The sequence below is a fragment of the Mucilaginibacter sp. genome (assembly GCF_039207105.1).
GTDB lineage: Bacteria > Bacteroidota > Bacteroidia > Sphingobacteriales > Sphingobacteriaceae > Mucilaginibacter.
In genome coordinates this window covers 1-23,677 of record NZ_JBCECK010000079.1, presented here as the reverse complement: position 1 = coordinate 23,677, position 23,677 = coordinate 1, and the positions used below count along the sequence as shown (strand labels likewise).

Genomic DNA, 23,677 nt, shown 5'->3' with positions numbered 1-23,677 from the left:
CATCATGACCGATAAAAAAGTAAGAGTCCGTTTTGCACCAAGCCCAACCGGTGGTTTACACCTGGGTGGCGTACGCACCGTATTATTTAACTATTTATTCGCCAAGAAGCATAATGGCGATTTTGTTTTAAGAATTGAGGATACCGACCAAACCCGTTATGTGGAAGGTGCCGAAGAATATATTTTAGACTGCTTAAAATGGTGCGGACTGCATCCTGATGAAAGTCCGGTAGCCGGTGGGCCTTTTGCCCCTTACCGCCAAAGCGAACGTAAAGCCCTATACCGCGAATATGCGGAGCGCCTGGTAATGCAGGGACACGCCTATTATGCTTTTGATACCGCCGAGGAGCTGGACAAAAACCGCAAAGAAATTCCGAATTTTCAGTACGGACAGGCTTACCGCGATAGCCTGCGCAATTCGATTTCTTTGTCGCAGCATGAGGTTGATGCCCTGCTTGACGCAGGTACACCACACGTGATCCGTATAAAAATGCCGGCCGATGAAACCATCAGCTTTCATGATATGATACGCGGGCATGTTAGTTTTGAAACCAACCAGGTAGATGATAAGGTATTGCTTAAGGCTGATGGTATGCCTACCTACCACCTGGCTGTCGTGGTCGACGATTATTTAATGAAAATTTCGCACGCGTTCCGCGGCGAAGAGTGGTTACCATCAGCTCCGGTACACTTGCTGCTGTGGGATTATCTGGGCTGGAAAGCCGATATGCCGCAATGGGCACATTTACCTCTGATATTAAAACCTGATGGGCACGGCAAACTAAGCAAGCGCGATGGTGCTCGCCTGGGTTTCCCGGTATATGCCATGAGCTGGTTTGATGCTAAAACTGGTGAACTTACTCCTGGTTTCCGCGAGCTTGGCTTTTTGCCTGAAGCTTTCTTAAACCTGTTGGCTACTTTGGGTTGGAATGATGGTACCGACCAGGAAATATTTACACTGGATGAACTGATAGAGAAATTCTCTATTGAAAGAGTGAATAAAGCGGGCGCCAAATTTGATTTTGAAAAAGCCAAATGGTTCAATGCCGAGTGGATAAAAAAGACTGATGCAGACATATTAAAACCACACGTTAAAGCTGTTTTAGCAGAAAAGAACATTGAGGTAACAGATGATCAACATTTAGTTACTTTAATTGAACTGATCAAAGACCGTTGTGTTTTATTACCTGATTTTTATCATCAGCTGGGCTACTTTTTTGAGCAGCCTCAAACTTATGATCTTGCCTCCGTTAAACCAAAATGGACTGATGCAAAAGCTGAGTTTTTTAAAGAGTACATAGAAAAGTTAGCTAATATTGACACCATATTGCCAGAACGGGAAGAACCTGCTTTAAAAGCCTTTGCAGAAGAAAAAGGCCTGAAAGTTGGTGATGTAATGATGCCATTCCGCATTATGCTTGTTGGCGGCAAGTTTGGCCCTCATGTGTTTGATATAGCCGCTTTATTAGGCAAACAGGAAACCATAAACAGAATAACCAAGGCTTTGGCTGCTTTTGCAGCATAAGGCACTATTCAAGCTATTAGTCCCTTGTTCTTTTGCCTGCGGCAAAAGAACAAGGGACTTTTTGTTAAGATTTATGTTAGACATGTAACCAAGGCTTAATATTTTATAAATAATAATGTAACAAAGCCATTTCAATTCCGTAATAAAGCTTTGAAGTCTGAAAAGTGCTAACATGCACATTTTTAAATAGTTGATTCAAGTTAATTTATTTTCTTTTACAAAAAATAAATTATAAAATAATCATTATTAACCAATTTTAAGCATAAAAACTGTATTAATATTATTACAATTGTTGATAATATTTTGTTGGTATTGTATTAATAGTTTAATTTTAAGCTACCTTAATTTACTGGGATGATCAGCATACGATCTAAAAATGTTTTACTTGTAGCTCCCGATACCTTTCCGGTGGAGTTATTGTCTGATAGCCAGCAGCTGAGGCATATTTCTACAGTAGCCAGTATTTTCCCAACCATACATGAGCTTAAACCTAATCTGATCATTTTAGATCATGAATACGTGATCAAAGACATAGAAAGAATTTTAAGACGAATAAGCAGCAACACAGCATATAATAAAATTAAAGTTTGCTGCTATAAAAACACAGAGCATACCAAAACAGATGCCCTTTTAAAGGCGCTTGGTGTCGATCATATATTTTATCAGGAAGATTTTAACAAAGCCACCCAGGGCAAAAATTCATCAAGCATGCTTTCAAGCATTTTGGATACCTCTATTGTACACCTACTGGCAAAGGCGGTACATTAAATCAGTATTGTTTACTTTTTAAATGAGGCCGGGTCAGTAAAATGATCCGCCATGCAAGTTCCGCGCTTAATAATGCCGCTATGGCAAATCCCGCGGCTTTCAGCGCCTCCGGCGTTGATGAAAGCGCCCCACCCAATGCAACTGAATAAACAATAAAGGGCAACAGCATTACCAAACAAAGTCCGGTAATACTTAATGGTATGCGAAATGGTCTTTGCTTATGTGGTTCTTTGATCCGGAGTTTGATCAGCGAAATATATTCTAATGATAAGCCTGCACCATAAACCGTTACATCGATGATAAGCAGATCGGCAAATGTCCATAATATCATAAAGCTCACTACTATGGAGCAAATGATGATCGAGATATATGGTGTTTTAAATTTGCTATGCAATTTATTTAAACCCGCAGGGAGCAAATCATCATCAGACATTACCTGCGGCACCCGTGATACCGACAATAACACAGCTGCGTAAATACCCAGCGTACTGGCCATTCCCCCGGCTGCTATCACAATACCTAGCCATTGCCCCCCTACCAGCACACCTAAAGCAGGGAAGCCATCATTAGTTAAAGTATCATGATTGATGCCTGATTGTTGGGCAACCCAGGTAATTAACACATAAACCACCATAACTAATAAAAAAGCGATCAGCATGGATATACGGTATGAGCGCACTGGCTGTTCAACCTCTTCGGCATAAGTGGTAATATTATCCCAACCCAAACAGTTCCACATCACGGTATACAAAGCCATACCAAACGACGGAAAATTAATACCTTTTAACGATGGGGCCGGAACTACCAAACCACCGGCATGATGATGAATAGCCACTACAATAAGTACCAAAACAGGTGCCAGCACAGCGGCGCTCAAAAACAACGAAACCTTACCTACGGGCACAATACCTAATATATTTAACCCTGCCGATGCCCAGATAATGAGCAGGCAAACCGGCACCTGATATTGCAGCAATACCGGAAAAAAGAACGATGAATACTGTACAAACAAAACCGGGTAAATAGCCAGGTCAACAAAGGTGTACAGCCAGGTCCACCAGCCTTCGTAAAAGCCCCATCGGATTCCTAACGCGTATTTTACCCATTTGTAATAGCCTCCGGTAATGGGCATCATGCTGTTAAGTTCCAACACAGTGAATATCGCCGGAACATCCCACAGCAGGGGCGTTAATAGCAGTATTAAAAGCGCTCCATGATCGCCGGCGTAGCTCAGCAAAGGCTCCAACCCGTAAGGACCTCCTGAAACTGTAAAGAAAATAACAGCGATAAGCTGTATGGGCCTGATTTTTTTTAACGCGGCAGCTGATGGCATAAGCGATAAAAATATAATTTATGATATGATAATAAAAGCCCGTTTAAAAGAAAAGAGACGCGCTGATGCGCGTCTCTACGGTTATTTTTGCAGATAGAGGCACATTGGTACCTCCAAACAGAGACGCATGTGATGCGTCTCTACCATATTTTTCTTGTAGAGACACATTACATGTGTCTCCAATTATTCCGCCTCCAGTTTACAATGTCAACCATTTTTTGCGCACCAGCAATTGCTGCGGGCTGGCATTATCTATAGGTACAATTTTATACTTAACCTTATCATTCCTTAACAAGGTAACAGGAAGTGTAAGCGGCAATCCATCACGAATAATGCTCACTTTTATTTTGTCGCCAACCTTTTTGTCGTTCAGCATAGTCGTGGCATCGGTAATCGGGTTATCATCAATAGAAACCAGCTCATCGTTAACATTAATGCCATCAATATAAGCCGCGGTGCCACGTATAACATTGGTAACAATAATTTTCCTGTTAGCTGTGGTCGCGGTTACTACTCCTAAAGCGGGCTCGTTGGTATCAGCCAGTTCATCAACTACTTTGTATCCGGCGTAGCCCAGGTAGCTGTTATAATCAACTGGGGTTAAACCGTTAATGTATTTTTTATAAAAATCATCCAGTTTTTTACCGGCAAATTTTTCAAATCCTTTTTTAAATTCGGCATCAGTGTAGCCGCGTTGTTTGGTTTTGTAATACTCGGTATACATGTATTTCATTACATCATCCAGCGAGTATTTACCTTTACTGTCATTAATGATCTCCAGGTCAAGCATCATCCCCACAATAGCACCTTTGTTATAATAAGATATGGTGGTATTGTTAGAGTTCTCATTTGGCCGGTAAGCTTTGATCCAGGCATCAAAGCTCGATTCAGCAACTGTTTGTACGTTTCTGCCCGGCAGGTTTTCCAGAATATTAAACTCCCCGGCCAATACATCCAGGTAATTTTCAGTTGGGTACAATTTGGTGCGGTTCACTACAATGCCCTGGTAATATTCGGTAAAACCTTCAGCTATCCACAGGTTGGTAGTATAGTTCTCATTATCATAATCAAACGGACCAAGCACTATCGGACGTAAACGTTTCACATTCCATAAATGAAAATGCTCATGAGCTGCCAGGCTCAAAAAGCCCTGATAACCCTTCTCATTAGCGTAGGCATCGCGTGATGCGCCTAAAACCGTTGAGCTCAGGTGCTCCAGGCCGCCGCCACCTTTTAAATGATTATGTACTATAAAAACGTAATGTTTGTTGGGGTTTTCGCCAAAAATAGCAGCCTCATGCTCTACAATGTTGTGCAGGTCTTTTGTTAGGCGTTCTTTATCATAATTACCGCCGCCATACATACATACCTCATATTTTACACCTGAAACATCAAATCCGAAAACATCCTGGTTACCTACTTCAATAGGCGAATCGAACAGGATATCGTAATTAGGCGAAACACGAGTAAATGGATCACCGTTAACCATTTCCAGGCTGGTTGAAACCTTATCCCAGCCTTTGTAAGGTTTAATATGAATGGTTGAGGGTTGATGAAGCATATTAGCCGGATAAATAAATATACCCGAAGTAGAAAGAAAGCCATGCGATACATCGATATAACTGGTACGCACAGAGATTTCATTAGCATATACACGGTATTTAACAGTTACCTCCGACACGCCTTTAGCAGCTATGCGCCAAGTATTTTTATTGATTTTTGGCGACGCTACCAGCTTTCCGCCAACCTCTGCGCTAAATGATTCTATGTTTTTGGCAAACTCCCTTACCAGGTATGAGCCTGGTGTCCACACCGGCATTTTAAGGTCAAGTATATTTTGTTTTAAGCCAGAAACATGCATTTCAATATCTGCATAATGCGCCTGGGCCTCCGGAAAAGTAACGGTATAGGATATAGTAGATGTGCTTTGCGCCTTGCTTGCAGATGGATTCATAAAAAGTATAATTAAAGAAAAAGTAACGATTTGTATAATTGGTTTCATGCCCGCAAGTTAAAAATTTTATGGTTTCAAAAAATTTATCCCATTATGGCTCAGATGTAAAATGGTTGATACATGCAACTATTTTAATGACCAACTGTTTATGTTTGTGGGCACAATTACAATGCAGTTGATTGAACCTATATCGCGAAAACTAATACGGCTTGGTAAGTTATACCAAAGCGTGTTGGCTAAGCATACTGCTTATCTGGACGTGAACCAGTACCATTATATTTTGTCGCTAATTTGTTACTATGATGGTCAGCTTTCGCAAAAAGCGCTGGCAGAGATGCTCGGGAAAGATAAGTCGGCAATGGTAAACATCATCAACCAGCTTACCGAAAAAGGGTTCGTATACCGTGAAAACAACCCTAACGACCGCCGCGAACAATTACTAAGAGTTACCCAAAAAGCTAAGGACGCGGTACCGCACATTGTAGAAACATTTAAAAACATCAATACCAACATAACTGCAGGTATATCTGAAGAAGATCTGAAAATTTTTGAAAGCGTACTGTTGCGCATGCAAAGCAACATCAAGCCTTTAAATACAACTACCACCTAATTAAAAACTAAATCACTACATGATTAATTCCATATGAGAACAAGGTACATCATTTACACCGCGCTGGCTTTGCTGGTTGCCTATTTAATCTACAACAAGTTTTTCAGCCCCGGGGCTAAAGAATCTGCTGCGGCAATGGCTGCCGGCGGAAAGGGTGGCAAACGAAAAACCGGACCAGTATCTGTTAATATCATGGTTGTGAAAGATACCACTGTAAACAATGTTATTGATGTAACCGGAACCATAGATGCTAATGAAAAAGTTAGCCTGGTAAGCCAAACCGCGGGTAGCATTACCGGAATATATTTTACGGAAGGTACCAAGGTACAAAAAGGCCAGCTACTGGTTAAAGTATACAACCAGGACCTGGAAGCATCATTAAAGCAGGTGCAATACCAGGAAACACTGGCTAAACAAAATGAGTACCGTAATAAAATATTACTGCAAAAAGAGGCTATAAGCCAGCAGGAATATGATACTTCATTAACCTCCCTTAACTCACTGAAAGCACAGGGAGATGTGATCAAGGCTCAAATACAACGCACCGAGATCCGTGCGCCGTTTTCTGGGACCATTGGCTTAAGGAATGTTAGCCCGGGAGGTTACCTGTCGCCACAAACACCTATAGCCCAACTGGTAAACATCGATCCGGCAAAGGTTACTTTTTCTGTACCGGAGCGTTATTTGTCAATCATAGGCCCAAGCAGCAAGATAAGGTTCAATACCGAAAGTTCAAGAGAAAATTTTACGGCTACTGTTTACGCTATTGATCCATCCATTGATGTTAACTCACGTACCATTACCGTACGTGCCAAAGCACCAAATCCTAAAGGTTTACTTACAGCAGGTAGTTTTGCCAAGATCAATTTAACACTTGATCAGATACCAAAAACCATATTGCTACCAACACAAGCCGTTATACCCGATTTAAAAAGCAACTTAGTTTACCTGTATAAAAACGGCGTGGCTACACCCCAGGCTGTAAAAACAGATATGCGTACTGATACTAAAATACAGATCATCGATGGCCTAAAACCGGGCGATAGCGTAGTGGTATCAGGTATTATACAAATGCGACCAAAGGTTCCTCTAAAAATTGGTAAAGTAATTAAGTAAAGTCATGAGTTTATCCTCAGTTAGTATAAAACGGCCGGTACTGGCTACAGTAATGTCAGTAGTTATTGTAGTATTCGGTATTATAGGCTACAAATTTTTAGGTGTGCGGGATTTCCCTTCCGTCGATCCGCCTATTATTTCGGTATCAACCAGTTACGCGGGTGCCAACGCCGATGTAATTGAATCGCAGATCACCGAGCCATTGGAAAAGGCAATTAACGGTGTTCCGGGTATCCGTAACTTATCATCAACCAGCTCGGTAGGCGCCAGTAACATCACCGTTGAGTTTGATTTGGATGCTGATCTGGAAACTGCCGCCAATGACGTGCGCGACAAGGTAGGCCAGGCACAACGCCAGTTACCGCAGGATATTGACGCCCCGCCGGTAGTTACCAAAGCCGATGCCAGCGCCGACCAGATTATCACCCTGGAGGTGCAGAGCGATACCCGTAACATTAACCAATTGAATGATTATGCCGAAAACGTTTTGCAGGAAGGCCTGCAAACCATTCCCGGTGTAAGTACTATTAATATTCAGGGACAGCGCCAGTATGCCATGCGTTTGTGGATAGACCCGAACAAATTAACGGCACAAGGCGTAACCGCGACTGATATTGGCGCAGCACTCAGCAAAGAGAACGTGGAGCTGCCTGCCGGTAAAATTGAAGGTAATAATACCGAGGTTACTATCAGGGCACTGGGTAAGCTATCAACCGAAAAGGATTTTAACGACCTCATTATCCGGTCAGACAGTAACCGCGTTGTTCGTCTGCGCGATGTGGGTTATGCGGTTTTGGGATCGGCTAATGAAGAAACCATATTTAAAGAATCTGGTGTACCCATGATCGGTTTGGCCATTGTACCACAGCCGGGAGCTAACTATGTACAGATAGCCAAAGATTTTTATAAACGTCTGGACCAGATCAAAAAAGATCTTCCTCCGGATATTAAGGTTGCCGTAGCATTGGATAATACCCGTTTTATCAACCAATCCATATCTGAGGTGCAGGAAACGCTTGTTGTGTCCTTCATTCTCGTGGTAATCATTATCTACCTCTTCTTCCGTGACTGGTTGATCGCTTTCCGTCCGCTGATAGATATACCTGTATCCCTGATCGGGGCTTTCTTCATCATGTATATTTTTGGTTTCTCTATCAATATATTAACGCTGCTGGGTATAGTATTGGCCACGGGCCTGGTGGTGGATGATGGTATTGTGGTGACTGAGAATATTTATAAAAAGGTGGAAGCCGGGATGAATATCCGCAAGGCCGCCTTTGAGGGCTCGGCCGAGATATTTTTCGCGGTAGTATCCACATCAGTAACCTTGGCAGCGGTGTTTTTACCCATTGTGTTTTTACAGGGCTTTACGGGCAGGTTATTCCGCGAGTTCGCGGTGGTAGTAGCCGGGGCGGTATTGATATCGGCCTTTGTATCACTGTCGTTAACACCGATGCTGAACGTAAAACTGATCCGTAAAAACAATAAAAAATCAAAATTTTACGAGCGTACCGAACCTTTCTTTGTCAACATGACCAATTCGTATACCGAAACGTTGGTTAAGTTTATGAAAGTGCGTTGGGTATCTTTCGTTATTCTGGCGGTATCGTTGCTCATTATCGGTGTACTGGTAAGAATTATCCCATCAGAACTTGCCCCGCTTGACGACCGTAGTTTGCTGCGCTATACCGTTACCGGATCTGAAGGTGCCACCTATGAATACATGACCAAGTACATGGATAAGGCATCGCAGCTGGTTGCAGATTCCATACCTGAGGCCCGTGTAAATTTCGAGATCGTTTCGCCTACATTTGGTGGCGGCGCGGCCAACTCCGGCTTTGGCCGTATCGGACTGGTTGCTCCGGATGAGCGTGGGCGCTCTCAACAGCACATTGCCGACTGGCTCAGCAAGAAGCTCAGCCATATGCCTGATGCCCGTGCCATTGTTATACAGGAACAAACCATCAGCGGTGGTGGTAGCGGTGCGCGTACCTCGTTGCCGGTACAATACGTTATCCAAAATCAGGATTTTGAAAAGATCCGCAAGGTATTACCGCAGTTTTTTGCGGAAGTTTCCAAAAGCCCGGTATTTCAGGGGTCAGACGTAAACCTAAAATTTACCAAGCCAGAGCTTAGGGTAATTACCGATCGTGACCGTGCGCGCGATCTGGGCGTATCTGTTGATGATATTGCTCAAACACTGCAACTATACTATAGCGCCGGCCGCCTGGATTATTTCCTGATCAACGGAAAGCAATACCAGGTAATCGCCCAGGTTGACCGAGCAAATCGCGATCAGCCGCTTGACCTGAAATCGGTTTACATGCGCAGCTCCAAAGGCGGCCTGGTACAGCTGGATAACGTAGTGAAAGTTACCGAAGGCGCTACACCACCAGCTATTTACCACTTTAACCGCTATAAGTCGGCTACGGTATCGGCAGGCTTAGCTCCCGGCCGCACGGTTGGTGATGGTATTAAAGAAATGGACCGCATAGCCGCCAGCCTGCTCGACGAAACATTTAGCACCGCTTTGAGCGGCCCTTCACGCGATTATGCCGAAGGCTCATCAAATATCTTGTTTGCATTTGGTTTCGCGTTGTTGCTCATTTACCTGGTACTGGCCGCACAATTTGAAAGCTTTATGGATCCATTCATTGTGATGCTTACCGTACCGCTGGCTATTTCGGGCGCGTTTTTATCACTGTGGTTGTTTAACCAAACGCTCAACATATTCAGCGAGATCGGTATCATTACCCTGGTAGGGCTGGTAACCAAAAACGGTATCCTCATTGTGGAGTTTGCCAATCAGCGCATGGAACATGGTGTAGCTAAATATGAAGCTGCCATTGAAGCTGCCACCGCGCGTTTACGCCCTATATTAATGACCAGTTTGGCCGTAGTTCTTGGTGCCGTGCCAATTGCCTTTGCGCTGGGTGCCGGTGCAAAAAGCCGTGTGTCATTAGGTATTGTAATTATGGGCGGTATGCTGTTCTCGCTGGTATTAACACTTTATATCATCCCGCTGATGTATGTGATTTTTGCATCAAAAACCCGTCGCGACCCTGATCATGAACCTGAAGATATGGAGGTGCATGAAGAGAAAACCCCTAAACTGATTGAAAACTACTAAGCGATATGATCACTAAAAAAATAGCTTTCTTTATTTTCTGCAGCATAACTTTCAGCATAACGGCATCGGCGCAGGACGCGCCCGTGCTTACCCTGAAAGACGCGATAGAGATTGCCCTGAAAAACAACTATAATATCAAGCTGTCGCAAAACAATTCTTCCATTGCATCAAACAATGTTACCCTGGGCAATGCAGGTGTATTGCCGCAGGTAAGTGGTGATTTTACCACAAACGACAGCAGACAAAGAACAAAACAAACCCGGAACGACGGCACCATCAATAATATCAATGCGCATAACTCCAACAACAATTATGGGGCAAACCTTAACTGGACCATTTTTGACGGGTTCAATATGTTTGCCAACTATGCACAGTTAAAAACACTGGATACCCTTGGCGCCATCCGGTTAAAGGATACAATTCAAACTACTGTTGCCAACGTGATCACTACGTATTACGACTTGGTTAGCCAAAATGAGCAAATAAAGGCTTTAAAGGGCGCTATTGATATTTCCCGCACCCAAATGCACTATGCCAGCGATAAGTTTCAGGTTGGCCGGGCGTCAAGGCTTGATGTTTTAAACGCGCAGGTAAATCTCAATACCGACACAGCCAACCTGGTTACACAATATCAGCTGTTTAAGGCCATCAAAATACAGCTAAACCAATTATTGATTCGCGATCCGCAAACCGATTTTTCGGTAATTGATACGATGGTTATTGATAATAAACTGGTTTTGGCCGATATTATTAACAGTGCCCAGCTGCAAAACCCGGCAATTTTATCAGCACAGATCAACAAGCGCCTGGCCGAGATCAATCTGAAGCAGGTACGCTCAACCCGCTATCCGCAAATTGGATTAACATCGGGCTATACTTTTTCAAACAGTAAAACACCTGCCGGCTTTACCCTATCACAAAATGTGCATGGTTTTAATTATGGCTTAACTGCTACCATCAACATTTTTGATGGCTTTAACCAAAACCGCCGTGAAAGAAATGCTAAAATACAGATAGATAATGCCAACATTAGCGCCAAACAGACCAAGCTTAATGTAGAAGCGCAGATCAGCAACTTTTATGTGAGTTACTTATCCGGGCTGGACCTCATTAAACTGGGCGAGGCCAATATGGTTATTGCCAAAAAGAATCTTGATATATCATTAGAAAAATATAAGCTTGGTAATATCACGCCATTGGAGATCAGGGAGGCACAGCGTAATTACCTTGACGCGCAATCAAAGTTTTTTACCGCGCAGTATCAGTCAAAACTTGCAGAGGTGACATTAAAACAGATCACCAACAGTATAGATATTAAACAATAACGAAAAAGTATTTTTTTTAAATTACGATAAAAAGTTATTTTTGAAGCGATGTTAAATCCATACAAAATCTGCCTGTTAGTTGATGACAATTATATCGACAATTTTATTTCGCGCAGGCTTTTGGAAAGCAGCAATTTTGCCGATCAGATCATTATTCGGGAATCACCTGCTGAGGCTATCGAGTTGCTCCAGGAGGGTATCATCATACCCGATGTTATTTTTTTAGATATCCGTATGCCGATGATGAGCGGGTTTGAATTTCTGCAAGAATATGATGCACTTCCGATAAATAAGGAAGACATCAAAATATTTATGCTTTCGTCTTCTCTCGACCCTACAGATCTGAAAGAGTCATTAGGGAACAAGTACATCACCCAGTTTATTCATAAGCCTTTAACGCTTAAAGCGCTCGAAGAAATTTGTCCATGATTTTAGTTGCCGATAGCGGATCTTCAAAAACAGACTGGCTGCTTACCACTACCGGGCAGGAGCCAATAGCATTTAAAACAACGGGGTTAAATCCATACTTTTTAACCGAAAAGGAAATTGCTAAAGTAATACAGGAACAGGCACCCGATATGGTAGCCTATGCCAATGATGTTACCGAAATATACTTTTTTGGAGCTGGCTGCTCAAGTCCCGACAGGCATGAAATTGTTTCAAACGCCATCAGTCAGCTTTTTAATAAAGCCTTTATCAGTGTTGACAGTGATTTGCTGGGTTGTGCCTATGCAACCTGCGGATACGAAAAGGGTATTTGCTGTGTAATGGGCACGGGCTCCAACATCTCTTACTTTGATGGCGAGAATATTCACGACGGCCAGCATGGGCTTGGTTTTGTTTTGGGCGATGAAGGTGCTGGAACCTGGTTTGGCAAAGCCCTGATCACCGATTTTTTGTATGGTAATATGCCTGCCGATATCAGCGAAAAATTTGATAAAACATATGGCATCAACAAAGAGATCATAATTAAAAATGTTTATCAAAAGCCTAATGCCAATACCTATTTGGCCACATTCTCCCGCTTTGTAAGTGAAATTAAAACCACTGCATATGGGCAGGATTTGTTAGAAAAAGGATTGCTGGAATTTATTGAAACCAACATCAAATCGTACCCGGAATATCACCGGTACAAATGCCATTTTGTGGGTTCCATAGCCTATTTCTTTACAAAAGAATTAACTGAGCTTTGCCAAAAGCAAGGTGTAAAAACCGGCAAAATCATTAAACAACCCATCAATGACCTGATGGCGTTTATCCTGAAACGGAACGAGGAGTAACCCACAGCGTCATCCTGAACTTGTTTCAGGATCTCTCAGGACTAACCATCCTGCATACGATACACTCACTTAGCATTTGGGATGCTGAAACAAGTTCAGCATGACGATATAGCCAGAAACTAAGCCACCTTTCTCTTCCTAAATCTCGGACCAACAACCGCAAAGCCAATCAACAACACAGCCATTATACTTCCCGCCTTTGGCAGGTAATCGCCATGCTGCACATAAAAAGTAAGTTCAGAGTTAAGATTAATATCCTGTTTGAGCGCTCCGCGTGTCCACCATTTAGTTTGTTGCACCACATCACCCCGCTGATTGATAAAAGCAGATATACCGGTATTTGCTGATCGTGCAAGCCACCTGCGTGTTTCGATGGCCCGTAGCTTGGCATAATCCAAATGCTGGTCTTTCCCCGAAGTATTTTCCCACCAACCATCATTGGTGATTACAGCAATAAACTGAGCCCCCTTTTTTACAGAGCGGGCCACATAACCTCCCCATATCGACTCAAAACAAATTACGGGATCAACCCCAATGCCGCTTTGCGAATAAAACACCTCCGCGTCTGGCTGGCTGCCGTATGCTCCTGTTGCACCGCCCAGGTGTTCAAAAACAGGCTTCAAAAATGATAACGCATTACCAAAAGGTAATGATTCGGCACCCGGTACCAAGCGTGATTTGTGGTAAAACTGCACCTGCCCGCTGTTTTCAATATTTAAAGCCGTGCTAAAACTATCGGCAAATTGCCCACCTTCGGTAGGGCTTGCCGTTGGTGTTTCACGGGTATCATATATCTTGTAAGTTTCACCTCCCGTAAGCAAATTACCGTTTTTAAATTTGGTTAAAAACTGTTTGGCTTGTATAAATGAATTACTTGATTGTATGCGATTTTCATCCATATAATCAGGAATAGCCGTTTCGGGCCAAATGAAAAATTCCGTATTAGCTTGCCCGATGCTGTCACAAAGGTGGCTCATGATAGCAATTTGCTGAGCAGCTGGTATATTCCCTTCTTTATCATACGGATCAATATTCGGCTGAACCACTACAATGTTTGATGGGTTATTTTGCTCTGTATAGTTATAATAAGTAAATAACGAAAAGCCAAGCGGCAATATTAAAACAAGCACAAAAGCACTGATCAATTTTAATCTCAGTGATTTAAGCTGAGCCTCACGCAGGCCAACATATATTAAAAAAGCCAATATATTTAAAACCCACACCCAGATGGTACCGCCGTAAACACCGGTATACTCATACCATTGCACCCATTGATGGCTTACTGCAAAACCATTGCCGAGAGTCATCCAAGGGAAGTTCAGATCCCAGCTTTGGTGCAGGTATTCGTAGCTGATCCATAAACAAACCAGACCGGCAAGGCTCCTCCCCCGGCTGGTTAGCAACCTGAGCCGATAATAAAGCCAACAGGCCGTAGCCATTAACAAAGGGCCTAACGCATAAGGGATCAGTGTAATAGGTATAGCCACCAGGTTACCTACCTGTTTCAACGCATTATAAACCCAGTAAATAGATGCTATATTCCAAATGAAAAAGCCAATAAAAGTTACGTTAAATATCTGCCTTCCTTTTTTAGCGATGGTAGATTGGATTATGTTTTCCATCGCCAGCAGCATAGGCACAAAACCAATAAACAGCAAAAAGGTGGTATAAGGTGTAGGCGGCCACGCTATCCAAAGCAATAAACCGGAAAGTATAGCTAAAGGAAGGTTTTTTTTCATTGAATTATTTCTATGCTGATGTCATTGCGAGCGTAGCGTGGCAATCGCGAACTTTACAGAGGGTCTGCATAGTTCGCGATTGCTTCGTCGTTCCTCCTCGCAATGACATATTTTTTAGCTTCTTATTCCTCTTCGTCTTTATATTTATTTTTTGAACTCTTGGCTTCCGCACCAGCTACACAAATTACAAACTCGCCTTTTGCAGGATGTGTTTCATAATACTGTTTTACCTCCGCCACAGTACCGCGAACGGTTTCTTCAAACATTTTGGTGAGCTCGCGCGATACAGATAGCTGCCTGTCGGCACCAAAATAAATAGCCATTTCATCAAGAGTTTTCAATAAACGGTGCGGCGATTCGTATAGTATCAGCGTCCGCTCCTCTTCGGCTAAAACTTTGTAGCGTGTTTGACGGCCTTTTTTTAGCGGCAAAAAGCCCTCAAAGCAAAACCTGTCTGTCGGGAAGCCGGAGTTTACCAATGCAGGCACAAACGCGGTAGCACCGGGCAAACATTCAACAGCGATATCAAACTTCAAAGCTTCGCGCACCAGGTAAAAACCCGGATCGGATATGGCAGGTGTGCCTGCATCTGATATGAGAGCTATGTTTTTTCCCTCCAGCAAAAACTTCACAATTTCGTTTGATGACTGATGTTCATTATGTTGATGGTGCGAAAACACCTTTTGATGGATGTCAAAATGTTTTAGTAAGGGCGCGGATGTACGCGTATCCTCAGCCAAAATAAGATCCGCTTCTTTTAAAATACGTATGGCTCTGAAGGTAATATCTTCCAGATTTCCTATTGGGGTGGGTACTAAGTATAGCTTGCCTCTTTCGCTCATGGTTTGTATTTTGCCCATAGTACATGGACCATAGTCGATAGCCTTGGTTACCAACAACACATATAACTTAAAATCTATGGACTATGGTCTACTGACTATCGACTTATTTATATCTTTGCCTAAAAATAAATTAAATGCTGCAAGTTAGTTATATCCGTGATAACCGGGAACAGGTTTTGGAACGTTTGGCTGTAAAAAATTTTAAACAGACCCAACTGGTTGATGAAATTATAGGTTTAGACGATAAACGTCGTCAAACTCAAACCAGCCTGGATAACGTTTCGGCCGAGGCCAATGCCGCAGCCAAACAAATTGGCGATCTGATGCGTACCGGTAAAAAAGACGAAGCCGAAGCCATCAAATCAAAAACCGGAGCCTGGAAAGAAGATATCAAAAAGTTGGGCGAGCAGCTTACTTTTACTGAAGAAGAACTATATCAAAAACTGGTTTTATTACCCAACCTGCCGCACAGCTCTGTACCCAAAGGCTTAACCCCTGAAGATAATGAAGTGGTATTGGAGAATGGCAACAAACCCGAGTTGCCATCTACTGCCCTTGCACACTGGGAACTTGCAGCCAAATACAACTTGATTGATTTTGAACTGGGTGTTAAAATAACTGGAGCCGGTTTCCCGGTATATAAAAACAAAGGCGCTAAACTGCAACGCGCATTAATCAATTACTTTATTGACGAAGCTGAGAAAGCTGGTTACAGCGAAGTAAGCGTACCACTAATGGTAAACGAAGCTTCGGGCTTTGGCACATCACAATTGCCTGATAAAGAAGGCCAGATGTATTTTGTTGGTTTGGATAATTTATACCTGATACCAACTGCCGAAGTACCCATCACCAACCTGTTTCGCGATGTCATATTAAAGGCCGATGAATTGCCGGTAAAACATTGCGGGCATACCCCATGCTTCCGTCGCGAGGCGGGTTCATACGGCGCGCATGTTCGTGGTCTTAACCGCCTGCACCAGTTTGATAAGGTAGAGATCGTTCAGGTAGCTCACCCTGACAAATCATATGAAATTTTGGAGCAAATGAGCGCCCATGTACAGGGATTGTTGCAAAATTTAGGCTTGCCTTACCGTGTACTGCGTTTATGCGGTGGTGATATGGGTTTTGGCTCGGCCCTTACCTACGATATGGAAACCTGGAGCGCTGCACAGCAGCGCTGGCTTGAGGTATCATCTGTATCAAACTTTGAAACATTTCAGAGCAACCGCCTGAAACTACGTTTCCGCAATGCCGAAGGTAAAACCCAGTTGGCCCATACCTTAAATGGCAGCGCCCTAGCCCTGCCTCGTATTGTAGCTACCTTGCTTGAAAACAACCAAACCGAAAAAGGCATTAAAATACCTGAGGTACTGGTACCGTATACTAAGTTTGAGTGGATTGATTAAATCATGATTCTGCCACCTAAAAGGATTGCCGCAATTTTATTTTGGATTCAATTGATTCCTGTGACACTTTTGGTAGCATTATTTAGTCTTTTATATGAAGATGATCCCACTTCTGCTTTAAGCAGAGGGTGGGATTCTTATTTACTACCACTGTTATTTTTGCTATGGATTGCGTGTATCCCCATTTATTTTTTGCAATTTAACTTTTCAAACTATCTTAATAAAAGAGGGCTTTGGATATATCCATTTTCGGTAAATGCCATCATCGGATCATTGCTACTTGTGCCCGCAATTGGTGCAATATCAACAGGCTGCTTTCTCGTCAGCCTGCTTTATTGGGGATCTGCTTTATTGGGCTATCGCGCACTAAAGTTAGTTAACAACCAACGTAATTTCCGACCAGATAATAAAATCTCTTAAGATATCTCATCTCTGCTTCTCTTGCACTAAGCCGCTGCTTTAATTACATTTGGGTTAATTCCCTCATGTATGAAAAACAGATACCATTACTTACTGGCATTATCCGGCTTCGCCTTATTGGCCGGATGTACACAGGATAAAAAAGCCGGACAAGAGGCTGCGAAGGCCATATCGGCCGATGAAATAAAATCACACATCGCAGTATTGGCTGACGACTCCCTAATGGGCCGCAAGCCATTCACCGCAGGCGAAACAAAAGCTACAGCCTACATTGCTTCTGAATTTAAAAAAGCTGGATTAGAGCCCGGCAATAATGGCAGCTATTTTCAGGATGTGCCTATGGTCGAGATCACCAGTACGCCCTCTGCAACTATGCAGATCAGCGGTAAATCATCCATGAGTTTAGCTCCTTTGACTGACTTTGTAACTTTTAGCCGCCAGGAAATTGATTCGGTACAGCTTAAAAACTCTCCTCTTGTTTTTGCAGGATACGGCGTTGTTGCTCCGGAATATCATTGGAATGACTATGCCGGACTTGATGTTAAAGGCAAAACGGTTGTGGTATTAGTTAACGACCCCGGCTTTAAAAACGGCGATCCTACCTTTTTTAAAGGTGATACCATGACCTACTATGGCCGCTGGACCTACAAATATGAAGAGGCAGCCCGCCAGGGCGCCGCAGGGGTGCTTATCATTCATCAAACTGAACCTGCCAGCTATGGCTGGGAGGTTGTTTCAAACAGCAATACAGGCGCAAAACTTTATCTTACCCAAAAAGACAAACACCTATCTCGCTGTAAAGTAGAAGGCTGGGTAACTGAAAATGCAGGCAAAAAATTATTGGCTGCGGCAGGTATTACCGGCGATATCCGTGCCCTGGCACGTAAAAAAGACTTTAAGGCTATTCCACTAAATATGAATGTGTCACTGTCTATTAAAAACAAGCTAAAATATTCAACCTCGCACAACGTAATAGGTACGCTGAAAGGCAGTACCCAACCTGATGAATACGTGCTATACAGCGCTCATTGGGATCACCTGGGTATAGGAAAACCCGATGCCAAAGGCGATAGTGTTTACAATGGCGCGGTTGATAATGCCAGCGGCGTGGCGGCTATTATCAGCGTTGCCAAAGCATTTCAGCAAGCTAAGGATAAACCTAAACGTTCCATTGTGTTTTTAGCCGTTACCGCCGAAGAGCAAGGCTTGTTAGGTTCAGAATATTATGCCACCCACCCTATATATTCGCTTAATAAAACCATTGCCGACTTAAACATGGACGCATTGGGCAACTACGGAGAAACTAAGGATATTGCCATTACCGGAAAAGGACAAAATGATCTGGAAGATTATGTAGCCGAAATAGCCAAACAAGATGGCTTAACCCTCATTGGCGACCGCCACCCGGGTTCGGGTAGCTATTACCGGTCAGATCATTTTAATTTTGCCAAACAAGGTGTGCCAGCGCTTGATATTAACAATGGTAGTGATAGTAAAACACATGGAGCCGGTTATGGAGAACAGCAGCAAAAAGAATATGGAGATAACCGCTATCACCAACCCGCCGATAATTACAGTGCAGATATGGACGCTACCGGTATGGCCCAGATAGCCGACATACTTTTCCGCGTTGGTACCAAGCTAAGCAACGAAAGCACTTTCCCCGGCTGGAAAAACGGTTCGGAGTTTAAGGAGGTGAGAGATAAAGCGCTGGTGAAGTAACCCAATTTCCCGTCATGCCGAACTTGTTTCGGCATCTCATCTGAAAGTTAAGCTTACTTGATAGGAATATCCTGTGGGATGCCGAAACAAGTTCGGCATGACGAGAGAGTTTATTAATAACAATAAAAAAACCCACCTCGTAACAGAAGGTGGATTTTTTTGGATATATAGTGAAACTATGGTTCCTGTGGGAACCTTTAGTTGCTCATTTTAGCGATGTTAAAGCTTTCAAAAGCCATTTTCTTATTATAATCATTAGCTATGTTTTTATAGTTAATAAGGTCGACAATAGTACCGATAAAGCAAAAACCGGCGGTAAAAAAGTATAAAAGGCCCATGCCTATCTGGTCGGTCAGGAAGCGTTGCACACCCGATACCCCCAGAAAACCTAATAAGGTGGCCAGCATAATATCTTGCGGATTTTTCCTTTTACTACTGTAAATACTCATAAAGTATTTCTGTTGATTTTCTGTTAAAGAGGCTGAGGCCTGTTGTAAAAATTCAAATTCTTCGGGAGTCATCCCGTCAAACATCATATATGGATTTTGGTAAGTGTTCATTTGAGTAGTGTTTAAAGTTTATTGTTTGTTTGATGATATAAAGGTATAACGTAGGGTAAAAAACACCTATGCAAAATTGGTTAGCAGCCTTAACATGTCGGTGAGTTGCTGAGTTTTGGCGGTAAAATTATTTTGTCAGAACCAGGATTTTGAGGATTGATAGATGGCACAGATTACCATGATCTTAATTATTTGCCATCCTGAGGAACTAAGAATCTGTTCGTGAATTATGCAAGTTGTATAAAAGATGCTTCGCTATCGCTCAGCATGACAAATTCTTTTCTTTAAGAAGCAGGATTACGCGGATTTTGAAACCTATGCCCGTAACCCAGGCGGTCTTTACCTAAAACGTATATACGGTGAAAAATAATGAGCACAGCCGGAATACCCAGCCAGTGAGCATGGAAAGAGTTAGGGATATCGCCATGAAACAGATAAATAATGGCATGGCCCAGACCACAGCCCGGGCACCAGGTAATACCCATCAGTTTTAACGGACAGAGCGTAAAATGCGATTCGGCTTGCGGAGACGTAAGCGCGAGCGACAGCATAGCAGCTATCCAGAAAACAAGTTCAAAATATTTTGAGAATAGCTTTTTAATCAACCTTGTTCGACTTGTTATGAAACAGCAACGACACTCCGAAGGCCAGTAAAACACCTACCAGCAACGCTCCGAATATCCTGCCAGAAAAATCACGGATATTATTTCCGGCAGATATGTAGCTAATATATAGTATGGCGCCAAAAACGGCAATGATACCACCTACTATTAATATTTTAAAGCTTTGTATCAGCGCTTCTAAAAACCCCATCTTCCCCTTGCATTCCTGGGCGCGGTAACTCCTGATGCCAAAAAACAAACCTATTGCCGGTATCAGGAACGAAAAGTATTCAATAGGGGCCACCTTATCGGTGCTTGGAGTAACACCAAAACTATGCATAGCAAACATCCATATGCCGCTTAAAACGCCGATAACAATACCCGATAAAAGTGCATTCTTCATGGTTATAAAATTTGGTTAAAGTAATAGGTTGGCTTGAATAATTAGTTTACTCAATTTACCATTAAAAAGTAATATTACCTGCATATTGTTTCAATAATTGCCATTTATTTTAGAGCAAGGGTTTTGGGAATAAGGCGCATAGAAAAATCCTTGTTCCATCTGTCCTTACTCCTTGCTCCAAAATCTTCACTTGCTCTCCCCAAATCTTTTTGCGTACATTTGCACCAGTTTGAACATCCGTGATATTTTAGATAGATATAAAGCTGATGAAAGGATCAAAGCGTTGGCAACTGCGCTCAATGCTTCTAAAAATCCAAGGGTACAGCTTCGTGGTTTAGTTGGGTCAAGTGATTCGGCTATGGCGGTAGCATTGTATTTTTTACAGCACAAACACATGATTTTTGTGCTGCCCGAGCGTGAGGACGCCGGATATTTTCAGGCCGATCTGGAAAATCTCACTGGTAAAGAGGTATTACTTTTCCCCTCCTCATACCGCAAACCCTTTGAATTTACCCAGCCCGATAGCAGCAATGTACTGGCCCGTGCCGAAGTACTGAATGAGCTTAATCACTCATCGGAGTTTGGCCAATTGATCGTAACCTATCCTGAGGCCCTGGCCGAAAAGGTGATCGATCGCGCATCCCTCGAAAAAAATACGCTTGAGATTGCAGTTAGCAGCAAATTAAGCATCGACTTTATTAACGAGTTTTTAATTGAGTACGATTTTGACCGGGTTGATTTTGTTTACGAGCCTGGTCAGTTTTCGGTAAGGGGCGGCATAGTTGATATATTCTCTTTTTCGCATAACCTACCCTACCGTATAGAGTTTTTTGGCGATTTTATTGAGTCTATCCGCACGTTTGAAATCGAGAGCCAGCTATCTGTTGAGCAAGTTAAAAGCATTACGATTGTACCCAACGTACAGTCAAAATATTTAACCGAAAGCAATATTTCATTACTGGAATATGTTGATGCCGGCACACAGGTGTGGATAAAAGATGTACAGTTTACACTGGATATTATACAAACCGGCTTTAAAAAAGCGGTAAATCTCTGGAAGGCCCTTTCTGCTGAAGAAAAAGCACAAAACCCGGACTGGATAGACCCCAAATTTGGCTTTACCGACGAAAAACTGATAGCCGACCAGCTGCATGATTTTCCGGTGGTGGAGTTTGGCAAACAGTTCTTTTACCAGCCAACGACTTCCATTAATTTCGAAATGCGGCCGCAGCCCTCTTTTAATAAAGATTTTACGCTGCTGATCCACAATTTTAAAAACAACGAAGCCGAACGCATCGAGAATTTTATCCTTACCGATTCGGCTCGCCAGGTAGAGCGTTTGTATGCCATATTGGATGATCTGGATAAGACAGTAAAGTTTACCCCTGTAAGTGTCTCCATACGCGAAGGCTTTGTGGACAATGAACAAAAGCTGGCTTGCTACACCGATCATCAGATATTTGACCGTTATTATAAATATAAGCTCAAAAAGGGCTACCAACGCTCACAGGCCATTACCCTTAAAGAGTTGCGCGACCTTAAACCCGGCGATTATGTAACGCATATTGACCACGGTATTGGTAAATACGCTGGACTTGAAAAAGTGGAGGTGAACGGCAAACAACAGGAAATGATCCGCTTGATTTATGCCGATAACGATCTGCTTTACGTAAACATCAACTCGCTTAACCGCATTTCTAAATACAGCGGCAAAGAGGGCACCGTTCCAAAAATGAACAAGCTGGGTACCGATACCTGGGAACGCCTCAAAAAAACCACAAAAAAAAAAGTTAAGGACATCGCCCGCGATCTGATCAAGCTATACGCCCTGCGTAAAGCTCAGCACGGTAACGCCTTCTCGCCCGATAGTTATTTACAAACCGAGCTCGAGGCCTCGTTTCTTTACGAGGATACCCCCGATCAGGAAAAAGCCACTACCGACTTTAAAAAAGACATGGAATCGCCGCACCCGATGGACAGGCTGATCTGTGGCGACGTTGGTTTTGGTAAAACAGAAATAGCCGTACGCGCGGCATTTAAGGCCGTAGCCGATAGCAAGCAGGTTGCTATTTTGGTACCTACTACTATTTTAGCGGCCCAGCACTACAAAACATTTACCGACAGACTCAAGGGCTTCCCGGCCAATATTGATTACGTAAACCGCTTTAAAACCAGCAAACAGATCAAGGATACGCTCGAGAAGTTGAAGGATGGCAAGGTGGATATCATCATCGGTACCCATCGCCTGGTAAGTAAAGACGTAAAGTTTAAAGACCTGGGGCTAATGATCATTGACGAAGAGCAGAAGTTTGGCGTTTCAACCAAAGAGAAGCTCAAGCAAATGCGCGCCAATGTGGATACACTTACATTAACCGCCACCCCTATCCCCCGCACGCTGCATTTTTCGCTTATGGGTGCACGTGACTTATCTATCATATCAACCCCGCCCCCAAACAGGCAGCCGGTGGTTACCGAACTGCATGTTTTTAACGATACGCTGATCAAGGAAGCGGTTGAGTTTGAAATAGACCGTGGCGGCCAGGTGTTCTTTATCCATAACCGCGTGGCCGACCTGCCACAGCTGGGCGGCCTTATCCGAAAACTGGTTCCTAAAGCTCGCATCGGCATAGCCCACGGACAGTTGGAAGGTGATGCGCTGGAAGATGTAATGCTCAAATTTGTGAGCCACGATTATGATGTATTGGTAGCCACAACCATTATTGAGGCCGGTTTGGATATCCCGAACGCCAACACCATCATCATCAACTACGCCCACATGTTTGGCCTGAGCGATCTGCACCAGATGCGTGGCCGCGTGGGCAGGAGCAATAAAAAGGCCTATTGCTACTTGCTAAGTCCGCCTTTGTCTACTTTAACCAGCGAGGCCCGCAAGCGACTGAGTGCTATTGAAGAGTTTAGCGACCTGGGTAGCGGCTTTAACG

Annotated in this window: 19 protein-coding genes; 12 read left to right on the top strand and 7 right to left on the bottom strand. The window is 43.2% G+C overall.

Annotation, left to right across the window (positions count from 1 at the left end; genetic code table 11):
- Nucleotides 1-4: 4 nt before the first annotated feature.
- Together gltX and AAGC65_RS16040 are read left to right on the top strand one after the other, a co-directional pair.
- Nucleotides 5-1,525: a glutamate--tRNA ligase gene (gene gltX / locus AAGC65_RS16045; RefSeq protein ID WP_343113475.1), complete on the top strand. Its 1,521-nt coding sequence runs from the start codon at nt 5-7 to the stop codon at nt 1,523-1,525.
- Between the two features lie 354 nt (nt 1,526-1,879).
- Entirely contained in the window at nt 1,880-2,293 is a 414-nt protein-coding gene (locus tag AAGC65_RS16040; protein ID WP_343113474.1) for a hypothetical protein, read from the top strand.
- Between the two features lies 1 nt (nt 2,294).
- Here the strand turns inward: AAGC65_RS16040 and AAGC65_RS16035 are convergent, their stop codons facing one another.
- Together AAGC65_RS16035 and AAGC65_RS16030 are read right to left on the bottom strand one after the other, a co-directional pair.
- Nucleotides 2,295-3,626: an APC family permease gene (locus AAGC65_RS16035; RefSeq protein ID WP_343113473.1), complete on the bottom strand. Its 1,332-nt coding sequence runs from the start codon at nt 3,624-3,626 to the stop codon at nt 2,295-2,297.
- A gap of 199 nt (nt 3,627-3,825) precedes the next feature.
- Nucleotides 3,826-5,580, bottom strand: a complete 1,755-nt coding sequence (locus tag AAGC65_RS16030) for a PDZ domain-containing protein (protein WP_343113472.1) — start codon at nt 5,578-5,580, stop codon at nt 3,826-3,828.
- Nucleotides 5,581-5,749: 169 nt separating this feature from the next.
- Between AAGC65_RS16030 and AAGC65_RS16025 the strand changes: the two genes are divergently transcribed.
- From AAGC65_RS16025 to AAGC65_RS16000, 6 genes are read left to right on the top strand one after another with little or no spacing between them, the layout of a single operon-like run.
- Nucleotides 5,750-6,190 carry a MarR family transcriptional regulator gene (locus tag AAGC65_RS16025; RefSeq protein WP_343113471.1) on the top strand — a complete coding sequence of 147 codons (441 nt, stop codon included), beginning with the start codon at nt 5,750-5,752 and terminating at the stop codon, nt 6,188-6,190.
- A gap of 33 nt (nt 6,191-6,223) precedes the next feature.
- Entirely contained in the window at nt 6,224-7,306 is a 1,083-nt protein-coding gene (locus tag AAGC65_RS16020) for an efflux RND transporter periplasmic adaptor subunit (RefSeq protein ID WP_343113470.1), read from the top strand.
- Between the two features lie 4 nt (nt 7,307-7,310).
- Nucleotides 7,311-10,436 (top strand): efflux RND transporter permease subunit, encoded by a 3,126-nt coding sequence (locus tag AAGC65_RS16015; RefSeq protein WP_343113469.1) that lies wholly within the window; start codon nt 7,311-7,313, stop codon nt 10,434-10,436.
- Between the two features lie 5 nt (nt 10,437-10,441).
- Nucleotides 10,442-11,761 (top strand): TolC family protein, encoded by a 1,320-nt coding sequence (locus AAGC65_RS16010; protein ID WP_343113468.1) that lies wholly within the window; start codon nt 10,442-10,444, stop codon nt 11,759-11,761.
- A 48-nt stretch (nt 11,762-11,809) separates the two neighbouring features.
- Complete coding sequence (locus AAGC65_RS16005; RefSeq protein ID WP_343113467.1) at nt 11,810-12,190, top strand: response regulator; 381 nt, start codon at nt 11,810-11,812, stop codon at nt 12,188-12,190.
- Entirely contained in the window at nt 12,187-13,041 is an 855-nt protein-coding gene (locus tag AAGC65_RS16000) for a BadF/BadG/BcrA/BcrD ATPase family protein (protein WP_343113466.1), read from the top strand. The genes AAGC65_RS16005 and AAGC65_RS16000 overlap by 4 nt, the downstream gene beginning before the upstream one ends.
- A gap of 119 nt (nt 13,042-13,160) precedes the next feature.
- Here AAGC65_RS16000 and lnt read toward each other — a convergent pair whose 3' ends face one another.
- Both lnt and rsmI read right to left on the bottom strand, forming a co-directional pair.
- The gene (gene lnt / locus AAGC65_RS15995) at nt 13,161-14,780 is read right to left on the bottom strand and encodes an apolipoprotein N-acyltransferase (RefSeq protein WP_343113465.1); all 1,620 of its coding nucleotides are present in this window, start codon (nt 14,778-14,780) and stop codon (nt 13,161-13,163) included.
- A gap of 122 nt (nt 14,781-14,902) precedes the next feature.
- Nucleotides 14,903-15,640 carry a 16S rRNA (cytidine(1402)-2'-O)-methyltransferase gene (rsmI, locus tag AAGC65_RS15990; RefSeq protein WP_343113464.1) on the bottom strand — a complete coding sequence of 246 codons (738 nt, stop codon included), beginning with the start codon at nt 15,638-15,640 and terminating at the stop codon, nt 14,903-14,905.
- A 116-nt stretch (nt 15,641-15,756) separates the two neighbouring features.
- On the opposite strand from rsmI, the gene serS reads away from it, so the two are divergent.
- From serS to AAGC65_RS15975, 3 genes are all read left to right on the top strand, one after another.
- A complete protein-coding gene (serS, locus tag AAGC65_RS15985) occupies nt 15,757-17,028 on the top strand; it encodes a serine--tRNA ligase (protein ID WP_343113463.1) in 1,272 nt (423 codons plus the stop codon).
- Nucleotides 17,029-17,031: 3 nt separating this feature from the next.
- Nucleotides 17,032-17,448: a hypothetical protein gene (locus AAGC65_RS15980; RefSeq protein ID WP_343113462.1), complete on the top strand. Its 417-nt coding sequence runs from the start codon at nt 17,032-17,034 to the stop codon at nt 17,446-17,448.
- Between the two features lie 69 nt (nt 17,449-17,517).
- Nucleotides 17,518-19,170 (top strand): M28 family metallopeptidase, encoded by a 1,653-nt coding sequence (locus AAGC65_RS15975; RefSeq protein ID WP_343113461.1) that lies wholly within the window; start codon nt 17,518-17,520, stop codon nt 19,168-19,170.
- Between the two features lie 197 nt (nt 19,171-19,367).
- On the opposite strand, the gene AAGC65_RS15970 is transcribed toward AAGC65_RS15975, so the two are convergent.
- The 3 genes from AAGC65_RS15970 to AAGC65_RS15960 all read right to left on the bottom strand — a co-directional run bounded on the left by AAGC65_RS15970 (nt 19,368) and on the right by AAGC65_RS15960 (nt 20,735).
- Entirely contained in the window at nt 19,368-19,730 is a 363-nt protein-coding gene (locus AAGC65_RS15970; protein ID WP_343113460.1) for a TM2 domain-containing protein, read from the bottom strand.
- 284 nt (nt 19,731-20,014) lie between these two features.
- Nucleotides 20,015-20,335, bottom strand: coding sequence for a DUF2752 domain-containing protein (locus AAGC65_RS15965; protein ID WP_343113459.1), 321 nt, complete (start codon nt 20,333-20,335; stop codon nt 20,015-20,017).
- Entirely contained in the window at nt 20,328-20,735 is a 408-nt protein-coding gene (locus AAGC65_RS15960; protein WP_343113458.1) for a DUF4199 domain-containing protein, read from the bottom strand. The genes AAGC65_RS15965 and AAGC65_RS15960 overlap by 8 nt, the downstream gene beginning before the upstream one ends.
- A 229-nt stretch (nt 20,736-20,964) precedes the next feature.
- Between AAGC65_RS15960 and AAGC65_RS15955 the strand changes: the two genes are divergently transcribed.
- Nucleotides 20,965-23,677 (top strand): DEAD/DEAH box helicase (locus AAGC65_RS15955; protein ID WP_343113457.1); only part of this gene is annotated, 2,713 nt, incomplete at its 3' end.